General features: G+C 69.0%; 10 protein-coding genes. 4 read left to right on the top strand and 6 right to left on the bottom strand.

What is annotated here, in order from left to right:
- Positions 1-6 precede the first annotated feature (6 nt).
- Entirely contained in the window at positions 7-1,563 is a 1,557-nt protein-coding gene (locus ACZ48Z_RS26505) for a Re/Si-specific NAD(P)(+) transhydrogenase subunit alpha (protein ID WP_468738379.1), read from the bottom strand.
- A gap of 284 nt (positions 1,564-1,847) precedes the next feature.
- Positions 1,848-2,813, bottom strand: a complete 966-nt coding sequence (locus tag ACZ48Z_RS26500; RefSeq protein ID WP_468738378.1) for a helix-turn-helix transcriptional regulator — start codon at positions 2,811-2,813, stop codon at positions 1,848-1,850.
- On the opposite strand from ACZ48Z_RS26500, the gene ACZ48Z_RS26495 reads away from it, so the two are divergent.
- Positions 2,791-4,263, top strand: coding sequence for an FAD-binding oxidoreductase (locus tag ACZ48Z_RS26495; RefSeq protein WP_468738377.1), 1,473 nt, complete (start codon positions 2,791-2,793; stop codon positions 4,261-4,263). The two genes, ACZ48Z_RS26500 and ACZ48Z_RS26495, sit on opposite strands and share 23 nt — an antisense overlap.
- A 437-nt stretch (positions 4,264-4,700) precedes the next feature.
- Here ACZ48Z_RS26495 and ACZ48Z_RS26490 read toward each other — a convergent pair whose 3' ends face one another.
- From ACZ48Z_RS26490 to ACZ48Z_RS26480, 3 genes are all read right to left on the bottom strand, one after another.
- Entirely contained in the window at positions 4,701-5,081 is a 381-nt protein-coding gene (locus ACZ48Z_RS26490; protein ID WP_468738376.1) for a hypothetical protein, read from the bottom strand.
- A gap of 233 nt (positions 5,082-5,314) precedes the next feature.
- Complete coding sequence (locus ACZ48Z_RS26485) at positions 5,315-5,788, bottom strand: hypothetical protein (RefSeq protein WP_468738375.1); 474 nt, start codon at positions 5,786-5,788, stop codon at positions 5,315-5,317.
- Positions 5,789-5,838: 50 nt separating this feature from the next.
- Positions 5,839-6,735, bottom strand: coding sequence for an aminoglycoside phosphotransferase family protein (locus ACZ48Z_RS26480; RefSeq protein WP_468738374.1), 897 nt, complete (start codon positions 6,733-6,735; stop codon positions 5,839-5,841).
- A 406-nt stretch (positions 6,736-7,141) separates the two neighbouring features.
- Here ACZ48Z_RS26480 and ACZ48Z_RS26475 point away from each other — a divergent pair, with 406 nt between their 5' ends.
- Positions 7,142-8,695, top strand: coding sequence for an amidohydrolase family protein (locus ACZ48Z_RS26475; protein ID WP_468738373.1), 1,554 nt, complete (start codon positions 7,142-7,144; stop codon positions 8,693-8,695).
- Between the two features lie 294 nt (positions 8,696-8,989).
- On the opposite strand, the gene ACZ48Z_RS26470 is transcribed toward ACZ48Z_RS26475, so the two are convergent.
- A complete protein-coding gene (locus ACZ48Z_RS26470) occupies positions 8,990-9,856 on the bottom strand; it encodes a helix-turn-helix transcriptional regulator (protein WP_468738372.1) in 867 nt (288 codons plus the stop codon).
- A gap of 114 nt (positions 9,857-9,970) precedes the next feature.
- On the opposite strand from ACZ48Z_RS26470, the gene ACZ48Z_RS26465 reads away from it, so the two are divergent.
- Together ACZ48Z_RS26465 and ACZ48Z_RS26460 are read left to right on the top strand one after the other, a co-directional pair.
- Positions 9,971-10,669 (top strand): SDR family NAD(P)-dependent oxidoreductase, encoded by a 699-nt coding sequence (locus tag ACZ48Z_RS26465; protein WP_468738371.1) that lies wholly within the window; start codon positions 9,971-9,973, stop codon positions 10,667-10,669.
- 269 nt (positions 10,670-10,938) lie between these two features.
- The gene (locus tag ACZ48Z_RS26460) at positions 10,939-12,141 is read left to right on the top strand and encodes a serine hydrolase domain-containing protein (protein WP_468738370.1); all 1,203 of its coding nucleotides are present in this window, start codon (positions 10,939-10,941) and stop codon (positions 12,139-12,141) included.
- Positions 12,142-12,450: the final 309 nt, after the last annotated feature.

Below are 12,450 nucleotides of genomic sequence, written 5' to 3'. Positions count from 1 at the left end.
CTCGGCTCAGCCTTTCGAGAACATGGACAGCATGCGGCGGGTGACGGCGAAACCTCCGAAGATGTTGACGCTCGTCAGCAGGATCGCCACGAAGGACAGCGTGGTGACGATCCAGCTCTGGTGTCCGATCTGCAGCAGGGCGCCGATCACGACGATCCCGGAGATCGCGTTGGTGACCGACATCAGCGGGGTGTGCAGCGCGTGGTGCACCTTGCCGATGACGTAGTAGCCGATGACCACCGCCAGCGCGAACACGGTGAAGTTGCCGGCGAGTTGGGCCGGCGCGAAGGCCACCAGCAGGAACATCGCGAGCATCCCGAGCCCGATCAGGCCGAAGCGCAGGGCGGACGTCAGTCTCGGCTGTTTCGGTGCGGGCGCCTCGGGTGCGGCCGCGGGCTGTGCGGCAGGAGCAGCGGAGACCGCGACAGGGGGTGGCGGCCAGGTGACCTCACCGTCGCGCACCACGGTCACCGCCCGCTGCACGACGTCGTCGAAGTCGATCGCCAGTTGCCCGTCCTTGTCGGGGGTCAGCAGTTTCAGCACGTTGACCAGGTTCGTGCCGAACAGCTGCGAGGCCTGGGCCGGAAGCCGGGAGGCCAGATCGGTGTAGCCGATGAGGGTCACGCCGTTGTCGGTCACCACGATCCGGCCGGGCACGGTGCCCTCGACGTTGCCGCCCATCGCGGCGGCCATGTCGACGATGACGCTTCCCGGCTTCATCGCGGCCACGTCCTCGGCCGTCAGCAGGCGCGGTGCGGGCCGCCCCGGGATCAGCGCGGTGGTGATGACGATGTCCACGTCCCCGGCCTGCTCGTGGTAGAGCTCGGCGGCGGCGCGGTCGTAGTCGGCGGAGGTCGCCTTGGCATAGCCGTCGGTGCTCGCCTCCTGGGCGACGTTCACCGGCAGGTACTCGCCGCCCAGCGACTTCACCTGGTCCGCGACCTCCGGACGGGGGTCGGTGGCGCGCACGATCGCGCCGAGGCTGGAGGCGGCGCCGATCGCCGCGAGACCTGCCACGCCCGCGCCGGCCACCAGCACCTTCGCCGGCGGCACTTTGCCCGCCGCGGTGACCTGCCCGGTGAAGAACCGTCCGAAGACGTGCGCGGCCTCGATGACCGCGCGATAGCCGGCGATGTTCGCCATCGAGGACAGCACGTCCATCGACTGGGCCCGCGAGATGCGCGGCACCGCGTCGAGTGCCAGCGCTGTCACCCCGGCGTCGGCGAGTGCCTGGAGCAACTCGGGGTTCTGCGCCGGGGCCAGCAGGGCGACCACGACCGCGCCCCTCCGCAACCGGCGGATCTCCGCCTGGTTGGGGGCGTTCACCTTCAGGACGACGTCCGCGTCCCAGGCCTCGCCGATCCCCGCGCCGACGTCGGCGTACGCCTGGTCGTCAAAACCGGAGGCCTCGCCGGCCCCCGACTCGACGACGACCTCGTAGCCGAGGCCCAGCAGCAGCCGTGCCGTCGCCGGGGTCGCGGCGACCCGCGTCTCTCCGGAGACGGACTCGGCCACGACGCCGACGCGGCGAGGAGGTTGATGTGCGCGTTCTTGAGCAGACATGTCCTGTATCTCTCGTCAAAGGAGGTGCGAAAGGGAGATCTGCGCTCGGGAGGTGAGGACGTCCTGCCCCGTGATCGCTGGAACCTAACCCGTCGGTCGGGTACGGGCCAACGGGAACAGACGGTGATGTGCTTCACCTTGCGCCATCAGGTCGTCGGTGCCCCACAGGTGGTGGTTACCGGTCTCGGCCGCGTGGCGCATTCGTAGCGGCCACTGTCGGCGGTGGTCAGGCGATGCAGGTGTGCGGGGCGGGACCTATGCAGGTACTGGCTAGTTGGTGCTGGTCAGGGCGTTGGTGACGGCGCATAGTGGTGGGCAAGGTTGGTGGCGAGGGCGCTGAGGTGAGCCGTGGCTTCGGTGGGGCCGTGCACAGTGATGGCACTCCCGAACGGCAGTAGTGCTCGCACGTCTTCCAGGTGCAGGAAGCGGATCGTCACCTTGTGGCCGGTGGCGGATTCTTCATGGTCGTCCCGGACGAGTCGTTGGCCGAAGAGCCGTCGCGCTCGCTCGATCTGGGTGTGGTCGATGGTGGCGCTGACCTCTATCGCATGGTTGTGTTCCCACTGATCAACGAGCGCTGCAGCGACGCTGGCCAGGGTTTGGCTCTCGCGGATCCGTCGTGGCTGGTCGACTTCTTTCCACGTCGTGATCCGCTCGAGTCGGTACATCCGTGGCACGCGGGCACAGTCGGCGACGAGATACCAGATGCCGGCCTTGGCCAACAGCCCGTAGGGATCCACGACCAGGTCGCGTGGGCATGACTCGCGCGGGCTGTCGTACTCGATCCGCAGCCGCCGGCCTCGCCGCACTGAGCCGATCAGCGAAGCCGGAGTCGTGCCGGAAGCTCGTGTCTGGAGCCAGGGACGGCTGTCCACGTGCACCACGTCGGTGAGCGGCAGGAGCTCATGACCTCGACGTGACTGTGCAGCGGCGATCTTGGAGAGCGCGCGGCGGCTTTCGACCGATGCGTTGAGCTCCGCACGTTGCTTCTCGTCCAGCCCGGTGAGCGAGAGATGATCACGCTCGTCCGGCGTGAGTCGCGTGAGGTCGAGCCCGGACCCGGGCAGCAGGGTCACGCCTCCGAGGCGGCCCCGTTGTGCGGTCACCGGCAGACCGGCGTCGCGGAGCCAGTTCAGGTCCCGGGTGATGGTTCGCAGGGACACCCCGAGCGCCGAGGCGAGTTCCTGTGTGGTCACTGCATCCCTCGATGCGAGGAGCAGCATCAGGGTGAAGAAGCGGTCTGGCGTCACACCCCAAGTTTTTCAGGAATTGCGACACGATGCGGCGCATATTCCGGTGAGGCTGGTGGTGGAGACGTACCTAGGAGCTGCCTGTTCGCCGTGGGTACGCGCACGCACCCCCCGATCCAGAAAGGTGCTCGCGATGAGTGCCCACACGACCGACGCCGAATCACCGGTGGCGTACCACCCAGGGTCCGCCGAGTACGACGAGCACCGTGCCGGCTTCCAGTTGCGGGAGCACCATCAGCCGGCCCGCGTGGTCGCGGCACGGGCCGCCGCCGACGTCGTGGCGGCCGTCCGGCACGCCGCGCAGTCATGTACGCCGATCGCAGTCCAGGCCACGGGACATGGGCTCGCCAACCCGCTGGCCGGTGAAGGTGTGTTGGTGTCGACGCGAAGGATGGACGGTGTCGATATCGACCCCGGTGCCGGCACCGCACGGGTGGGCGCCGGAGCCCGGTGGCGCGACGTCATCGAGGCCGCCGCGCGCCACGGTCTGGCACCGCTGTCCGGGAGCATGCCCGGTGTCGGCGCTGTCTCCTACACGCTCGGTGGCGGCGTCGGGCTGATGGCTCGTCGCTACGGCTTCGCGGCGGACCATGTCACGCGCTTGGAGCTGGTGACCGCCGACGGCTCCCTGCTGGGGGTTTCGGAACACCAGGAGCCGGACCTCTTCTGGGCGCTCCGCGGCGGTGGAGGGAGCTTCGGCATCGTGACCGCGCTGGAGATGTCTTTGATGCCGGTCGCCAGGCTGGTCGGGGGCGGTCTGATGTTCGACCTGGACGAGACGCCGGAGGTGGTCTCAACCTGGCTGCGTTGGACCGCGACACTTCCCTCGGAGATGACTTCGGCGCTGACCACACTCGACGTTTCCAAGCGGCACATGGCCCATGTCCAGATCGCCCACCTGGGTTCGGCTGCGGAGGCAGACGAGTTGGTGGCCCCGTTGCGGGCGTTGAAACCCGCGTACGACGGTGTGCAGGAGATCCCGTACCGGCGGTCCGACACCGTCTTCAGCGAACCGGATCAGCCGCATGCGTACGTCGCCGACAATGTCCTGTTGCGGGCGATCGACGAGGAACGCCTCCGCGACACCATCGCCCTGTCGGCGCCAGGCCGGTCGGTTCCCGCCATCATTTCGGTTCGTCATCTCGGTGGGGCGCTGTCCACTCCGCCGAGGGTGCCGAACGCGGTCAGCCACCGCGAGGCGACGTACCTGCTGTGTGTGGTGTCCCCGACCACCAGGTCGAACGCGGCAAGCGCGCGGGCGCTGCAGGATGAACTGTTTGCCGGCTGGTCCGGGACCGCCGTGGGCAGCTCGCCGAACTTCACTCTCGGACGACCCGACCGACGCGCCGCCGCAGAACTGTTCGACGCCGAGCGTCGTGACCGACTGCTGCATCTGGCCCGTAAGTACGACCCCGCCGGACTGTTGCACCCCAGCTTCGTCATCGCCTGAGCACCTCCTACGAAAGCCTGACCGACGCGCCTGGTCCGCGCTCAACTCGCCGAGCATCGAAGGTGATTCGCCGGTGTGACCGTCTTCCAGTCGGTCAGCGTCGCCGCCACCTTGTATCTGCCGACGATCAATACGGATCTGATCGACAACGGCCTGCCGCGCACAGACGTCGGGCACATCTGGACTTCGGCCCGCCGACGTTCATCACTCGCAGCACCGACGACGTACAGCAGATACAGGCGCTCCTGCTCACCTTCGGCCCAGTGGTGGTCGCCGCACCGATCACGAGGATCGCAGTGTCGTCGCGCTCGGCCCCTCCATCGCCCGGGCACGCGGCCGGACGATGGAGAGGCCTGTCCACACTGCGAGTCCCCGTCCCCCACGGGTTCAGATCGGAGCCGGCGGCACACCACGTGTCCGCGAAAGCCCCAAGCGGGTCAGCGGTAGCAGTCCGAACTGGTCGCGATACGGATACCGGTCACGTTGCCGTAGCCCTGGATCCTCAGAGCGGCCTGGCGCCCCGGTTCAACGCAGCTGGTGTACCCACCGCTGTAGAGGAAGTACGCGGCACCGTCGTGCCGCGCGTTGTAGACGTATGCGACGTCGGCACGACTGAAGGTCTGCCAGTAGCGGGTGACGTCCTTGTAGTTGCCCACCTTTATCTCGTCGGCGTTGTAGACACAGACGTACGGATGCCTGCAACCCGTCAGCGTCGACACTGACGCGTGAGAAGCCGTTCCTGCCGCCAGACCTGCCCCCATGAACAGAGCGGCGGACGCGCACAGCACAGCGAACCGTCGCACAAGACGATGACGCATGGTCTTCCCCCTTCTCCTACGTGAGCGACGAGTTCATCAGCGCCCGGCCGCCGGCAGGAGAGCGTGCGCAGGTGGTCCGGAAGCGTGCCCACGCGGTGTGCCCGGCCCAGCCCCCTTCTTCACACCCCTGCCTTACAGTAGGCACTGACGGTCCGTCACAGGTCACGTGTTCCGACCCCCGGCCCACCGGCCTTCCACGCCCCATCCCGACTCCCCCGCCTCGGCCCCTGGAACTACCGAAGTGGTCCGCGCTCATCGATGAACATCGTGGGCGCGGACAAGAACACATCGGAATTCACCGGGCCGTATGCGATGTTGAATGTGTCCAGCCAGTACGTCCAGCCCCGAATGCCCATTGCACTGCTGAAACGGTAGTTGAGCTGCCAGCGGACCCATTGACCAGGAATGAGCCGGACGGCCGGTGGCCGCCGTTTCCGAGGCGGCAGAGCAAACATTGGCTGCACTCGCGGAAATACCCGCAGTCGATCATCTGCTTCACGGAGCTGGACATCGACCTTGCGCAGGACTGCCCGGCTGTAACTGGGTTCGAAGCCGTCGCGTTCATGCATCCGGATCACATGCGCGAGGGGAGCCGCCTCAGGCGGAAGAGCGAAGCCGACCGGGGCCGCATTCCTTCGAGCCGCAGCATCCCCGCCCCGGGATTCCTTCGTCCACGTCGTCCGGATCCACTGGACGGTGATCTCCACGGTGTTTCCCCAACTGTCCTGTCGAGTAGTCGACTTTATGGCAGCGCGTATCAAACACCCTTCAGAACACGGTCGAGTGCCGCCCGGCCCGCAGGTCCCCAGTGCGGCTTGCCGCCGGGAAGACCCCGGTCTCCGTTCTGCCCCATGAGCATCAGGAAGAGGCACTTCATCGCGGCCAGCCCGCGGGCACGCCGGATCGCCGCCTCGTCCGCATGCGCGTACATGTCGAAGAACCGCGCGGCTGTGCCCGCGGGCAACAGCACCCATGCGGCGGCGAGGTCCCACGCCGGATCGCCGGCGAACAGGGCACCGAAGTCGACGATGCCCGCAAGCGTTCCGTCCGCGACGACGACGTTCGCGGGATGGAGGTCGCCATGCACCCACACAGGCGGGCCCTCCCACTCGGGCGCTGCAACGGCATCGTCCCAGACGGCCCGGACATCGTCGGCGATGCCGTCGGGGACTACGGCCTGAAAGAAGCGGTCGAAGCCATCCGTGCACTTCTTGGGGTGAGCGCCGAAGTCCGAACTGGGCGGCGCCTCGGCGGGCGCCGCCACGTGGAGCGCCCTGAGGAAGCCCGCCAACGTGTCGGCGGCGTGGGCGTCGCGGCTGATCGAGCCGTGGTCCAGCGGCTCGCCGGGAACCCACGTCATCACGGTCCAGTGCTTGGGGAAGCGCTCGGACGGTTCACCGAACCGCACCGGCGTCGGTACCGGGAGCGGCAGGCGCGGGGCGAGTACGGGGAGCCAGCGCCGTTCCTTGAGCTGGAGCTCCGGGGTGGGGTCCATGCGCTGCATGCGTACGGCCAACTCGTCCCCGAGGCGCCACATTTGGTTGCCCCAGCCGCCCGCCACCTCCCGGATGGCCAGTCCCGCAAGGTCTGGATGCTGCTCCCGCAGAAGGTCGCGGACCAGGTCTGCCGTGATCTCGGTCTCGGTGTCGGTCATGCGACGTCACAGTACTCAAGCGTGCGGGTCCGGTTCGGGCGTGCTACGGCAGATGCGGGCCCGGCGGTGTCCCATCTCCAGGACGTCCGGCGGCACAGGACCGCGCTGCAGTCCGGGTTTGCCGCGCGCAGCAACTCATCGTGCCGTGGGCGCTGTGACAGTCGGCCCGCGATCCGGACACTGCGTGAGAGCGACCGACGGGGACGTCGGCCGTTCACGCGCGGGGCAGCCCCAGCACCGGAAGGGCCCCGGTGGTCCCAGCAACACCCTCACACTCACCGTCTGGCCGCACTGTCCTGTCGCCCCGTGTCCGCGAGAGTCGTGGGGGTCGGCGGACCCCGCCGACGGATTCGCGAGCAGAAGGGCAAACAGCATGTCCGAAGCACCAGTTGGGGCACATCGCGGCATGGCCCGACGAGGGTTCCTGGCAGGGGCCGCCGTCATGACGGGTACGGCACTGACCGGCACGGCGCACGCCGCCACGGTGCGCGCGGCCGGAGCGAAAGCCCAACACGACTCCGACACTGGCCCGTTGGCGCTCACCCACGTCACCGTGATCGACGGATCGGGAGCACCTCCGGCCCCCGACATGACGGTCGTCGTCGAGGGCGGTCGTATCACCCAGCTCGCCCCGAGCGCACACGCCCGGCTCCGCCCGGACACCCGCACGGTCGACCTGACCGGCAAGTACCTGATGCCTGGACTGATCGAGGCGCACACCCACAGCGACGGCCCGGAGACGGTGATCCCGGCTCTGTACGCCCTCGCCGGTGTCACCACGGTCCGGGAGATGCGGGGGCAGCCGGTCCATCACGAGTGGCGCGAGAAGATCCGCAGCGGTGCGCTGCTCGGCCCCCGCTGGGTGGTCGGCAGCCCCATCGTCGACGGCACCCCCTCACTGTGGGCGGCCGACGTGGGCCCGACCATCGAGGTGCGCGACGCGGCCGAAGCGCGGCGCGCAGTACGGCAGGTCAAGCGCGAGGGCGCGGACTTCGTCAAGGTGTACTCCCGCCTGTCCCGCGAGGCCTACTTCGCGATCGCGGACGAGGCCCGGCGCCAGGGCCTCCCCCACCTCGGGCACTGCCCCGACACCGTACGGATCGCGGAGGCGAGCGCCAGCGGCCACCGCACCATCGAGCACCTGCACGCGTTGCTCCTGGCGACCTCACGGCACGAGGCGGAGATACGGCGCCGCCTGGCCGCCGTACGGATCGACGCGGGCGACCCCAGCAGCCTGTCCCGCTACCACAGCTGGTTCCAGCAGGTGCATCCCCTCGAATGGCGGGCGGTGCAGGGCTACGACCGGGAGCGGGCGGACGCCCTCTTCCGTAGTCTGGCGACGCACGGGACAGCAGTCGTCCCCACGCTCAGCGTGCACCGCACGCTGGAGCTGCCCGACGACGTTCCGTCCCGGGCCGAGGAGTGGAAGTACCTGCCCGCCTGGCAGGTGGAGAGCTGGCCGGACCAGCTGGCAGCCCTGACCGGTGGGCGTACTCCCGAACAGGAACGGCAGATCCGGCGGATCTTCGCGCACCGGCTGCGACTGGTGGGCGAGCTGCACGGTTCGGGTGTTCGGCTGGCGGCGGGCACCGACACCGGCACCGGGTTCCTCGTCCCGGGCTTCGCCCTCCACGACGAGCTGGCGCTGCTCGTGCAGGCCGGCCTCACCCCGGCTGAGGCCCTGCGCGCGGCCACGCGGGACGCGGCCCGCACCCTTGGCCTGTCCGCGGTCGGCACCGTGGCCCGAGGACAGGCTGCCGATCTGCTCGTCCTCGACGCCGACCCGTTGCGCGACATCCGCAACACCCGCCGCATCCACGGCGTGGTCGTCGACGGCAGGTGGATCCCGCCGGAGGAACGCCGCCGACTGCTGGCGGCGGTGGAAGAGGCCGCCGCTCAGACCCCGCCGCCCGAGGAAGGGGCGACCCTGACGGGCTGCGGCTGCGGCGGGCACCCCTGACAGCCCCTCCGGCGGCGGCCTCGCCGACGACTCGTACCAGCAGCAGCTCACAGGGGTCAGACCGGCGTCGCGGAAAGCGGCCAGGGCGCCGATCGCCATACGGCGGTGGCCGTCGCCCCGGCACTGCCCTCCGCGACCACGCCTCTGCACTAGAGACGGCGTCGGCCTGCGTCATTACCGGGTCGCCCGTGAAAAACGAGTCGTGATCAACGGGTGCTCCGGGTGAGGTCCTTGTTCCAGAACTCGGCTTCGTGGTACGGCACATGCAGCCGGTCGATCTACGTATGGGTCGGATCAGTTGTGCGTGGTGGCCGGTGGGCCGGTAACGGCGGTGAGCCGGAGCTTCGTCTCGTCCTCGCTGCCGGGCACGGCGGTCATGATGACGATCTTTAGTTCGGAGTCACCGTCGGTCAGGACGTCGCAGTCCACCGTGACCGGGCCCACCGCCGGGTGTTCGATCGTCTTGTGGTCCTCGCGGTGCGCGGCCACCTCTCCGGTCGCCCACAGCTCGGCGAACCTCCTGCTGCCCGCGTTCAGATCGCGGATCAGCGTGGTCAACCGGCTGTCCTTGGGGAAGCGACCGGTGGCGCGGCGCAGGTCGGAGACGACGGCGGCGTCGGTGGCGTCGCGGTCCGCCTCGGTCACCGGCCACAGCGCGAGGTGGGCGGGGCCGGCGCCCACCAGGAACCTGTCGCGGGCGAAGTTGCGCAGTCGCGGCGGTGCCGCGGAGGGGTTGCCCAGCAGGACGGCCCACCCACGGTTCCACCAGACCAGTTGCCAGTCAGCGGCGAACACGGCAACCGCCACGTCCCCGAGACGGGCGAGCACCCGCTGCACGCCGGGCGGGAGATGGTCAGAGATCGCGTCGTCCACCGGCGGTACGAGCTGCGCCAGCCGGTACAGGTGGTCCCGCTCTGCGGTGGACAGCTGGAGGGCGCGCGCCAGGGACGCCACCACCGATGCCGAGGGTGTCGTGGCCCGCGCCTGTTCCAGGCGCACGATGTAGTCGACCGACACCCCGGCCAGGTCAGCCAGTTCTTCGCGCCGCAGCCCGGCCGCCCGGCGTCCGCGGGCCACCGGCAGCCCGGCGGCCGACGGGGGCAGCCGGTCCCGCCACGTGCGGATCATCGCGCCCAGTCCGGTTCCGGGTGTCGTCGGCATGCTCTCCATCTTTCTGCATCCCCGGTCATGCGTGTGTGCGCGAGGGTGGTACTGGTCTTCCTACCGTCAAAGCGTCCCTGGCCCGCTTCCTTCTTCGGGGCAACTATCGAACGCATGACGATCACCTTCATCACCGGAGCCAACAAGGGCCTCGGCCGCGAGACCGCCCGCCGCCTCATCGAGTGCGGCCACACCGTGCTCGTCGGAGCCCGCAACCCCGAGCAGGGCGAGGAGGCCGCCGCCGCGCTCGGCGCACGCTACGTCCCCATCGACGTGACCGACGACGCGTCCGTTGCCGCCGCGGCCGCGAACGTCGCCGAACACGAGGGCAGGATCGACGTCCTGATCAACAACGCCGGTGTGCACGGCCCCGTCGGCGATCCCAGCGGCCTCACCGCCTCCGACGCCCGCGCCGTCCTCGACGTCAACGTCCTCGGAGTCGTCCGCACCACCAGCGCGTTCTTGCCGCTGCTGCGCCGCTCGGACGATCCTGTGATCGTCAACGTCAGCAGCGGCATGGGCTCCCTCGCCCTCACTCATGACCCCGGCCGGCCCGAGTCGCACGTCGTCGCGCCGCTGTACACCTCCTCGAAGGCGGCGCTGACGATGCTGACCACGCAGTACGCCAAGGGGCTCAAGGGCATCCGCGTCAACGCCGCCGACCCCGGCTACACCGCGACCGACCTCAACGGTCACAGCGGCCCCCAGACCGTCACCGAGGGCACGGACGCGATCGTCGCCCTCGCCACCGAGGAGCCCGGCGCCGGCACTGGGCGCTTCGTCTCCCGCCATGGCGAGATCGCCTGGTCCTGAAACCGGCCGTGCCGGATCAGCCGTTTCAGGCGACGAGGACGCCACGAAGTCATTTCCGGCCTGAACCTGCGCGCTTCGACGATCTGGACCCAAGACCTCACCCGGAGCACCCATTGATCACGACTCGATCCGCGCCCTAGTGCGTCGGAGCGACTCAGGACGCGCTGAACGGGTGGACACCAGCGAAGTCGAGCACGCGGAGGACCCGCGCCAGCTGCACGGATGGTGACGTAGCTGTCCCGCCCCGAATCCGGAAGAGGCAGTCGGACATGAGACGTCGTATCCCCGCCCGCCGTGTCTTCGCCGCAGCGCTGCTCGCGGCATCCGTGATGGCTTCGACGGCAGTAACCCCGGCCACCGCTGCCCAGACCCTCACGACCCGCCAGTCCGTCGATGACGACTGTCCCCCGCATGAACTCGACCGCGCGCTGGCCTCACGGCTGGACAAGGCCATCGAGACGGTCCGTCGGCAGGCCGGCGTTCCCGGTGTCGTCGCTGGTCTGTGGATGCCGGGCAAGGGCAGCTACGTCCGCGCGACGGGTATCGCCGACAAAGCCACCGGCGAGCCCATGAACACCGATGTCTTCGTCCGCATCGGCAGCGAGACCAAGACCTTCACGGTCACCGCGCTGCTCAAGCTCGTCGACGACGGCCGGCTCGGGCTCGACGACCCGATCTCCGACTACGTCCGCCATGTGCCCAACGGATCCCGGATCACGTTGCGCCATCTCGCCGAGATGCGCAGCGGTCTCTTCCCCTACACCGAGGACGCGGACTTCCAGCACGATCTGCTGAGCGATCCGGAACGGTCCTTCACCCCGCAGCAGGTACTCGCGTACGGCTTCAAGCACAAGAACACCTTCGCGCCGGGCACCCAGTTCCAGTACTCCAACACCAACCTCACTCTGCTCGGCCTCGTGGTCGAGAAGGTCAGCGGGCACCGCCTCGCCGACTTCATCGAGAAGCGGGTGCTGCGTCCCGCCCGCCTCTCCCACACGCTGCTTCCGAACCGCTCCGAATTTCCTCAGCCGCACCCGCACGGCTACACCAACCAGACGCTGAGCGGCGAGGTCACCGACAGCACGGACTGGAACCCCAGTTGGGCCTGGGCGGCCGGAGCGATGATCTCCGACCTGCACGACCTGCATCACTGGGCGAGGATCGTCGCCACCGGCACCCTGCTGCGGCCACAGACCCAGGCGCAGCGGCTGAAGATGCTTCCCACCGGGCACCCGGGCACGAGCTACGGCCTCGGCATCTTCAACAGCGGCGGCTGGATCGGGCACAACGGCTCCATCCCCGGCTACCAGACCGTGACCGTCTACCTGCCTTCGAAGAAGGCCACCCTGGTACTGACGATCAACACCGACATCACCTACCAGGGCCAGGAGCCGTCCTCCCTGCTAGCGCGGGCGATCACGGAGATCGTCACGCCGGACAACGTCTACGACCGGGCAGCCCCCACGCAGTAGGCCAGGTCCACACACCAGCCGTAGACCGTGAGCTTCATTCGGGGCCCGCTTGTCCCCGGTGACGGCTGGTGTGTTCCGGCTCGGCCGGTGACATCGCTCATCGAACCGGCTGAACCCTCACGGTCCCATTCACGGCTGGCCGCAAGGCTCGGGCAGGGGTTCAGGCGGGGTGCCGCGTTCTTTGCCCGAACACCCCCAGCTGCTGTCGCGGCAGGTCCGCCATACGGTCCGGTCGGCCCTGTCGGATGCCACGCTGCGGCTCTCGTCGACCACGCAAGTGCTTGTACGGCGAGGATCTGATCCATGCCG

The sequence above is a fragment of the Streptomyces sp. NPDC031225 genome (assembly GCF_055570355.1).
The sequence above is the reverse complement of the archived record's forward strand: the minus strand, read 5'-3'. Positions and strand labels throughout refer to the sequence as shown.

Excerpts from the sequence above, each read along its gene's own strand:
- ACZ48Z_RS26465 (WP_468738371.1), top strand. The coding sequence starts at position 9,971 with ATGACGATCACCTTCATCACCGGAGCCAACAAGGGCCTCGGCCGCGAG.
- ACZ48Z_RS26490 (WP_468738376.1), bottom strand. The coding sequence starts at position 5,081 with ATGCGTCATCGTCTTGTGCGACGGTTCGCTGTGCTGTGCGCGTCCGCC.
- ACZ48Z_RS26470 (WP_468738372.1), bottom strand. The coding sequence starts at position 9,856 with ATGCCGACGACACCCGGAACCGGACTGGGCGCGATGATCCGCACGTGG.
- ACZ48Z_RS26475 (WP_468738373.1), top strand. The coding sequence starts at position 7,142 with ATGGCCCGACGAGGGTTCCTGGCAGGGGCCGCCGTCATGACGGGTACG.
- ACZ48Z_RS26480 (WP_468738374.1), bottom strand. The coding sequence starts at position 6,735 with ATGACCGACACCGAGACCGAGATCACGGCAGACCTGGTCCGCGACCTT.
- ACZ48Z_RS26505 (WP_468738379.1), bottom strand. The coding sequence starts at position 1,563 with ATGTCTGCTCAAGAACGCGCACATCAACCTCCTCGCCGCGTCGGCGTC.
- ACZ48Z_RS26460 (WP_468738370.1), top strand. The coding sequence starts at position 10,939 with ATGAGACGTCGTATCCCCGCCCGCCGTGTCTTCGCCGCAGCGCTGCTC.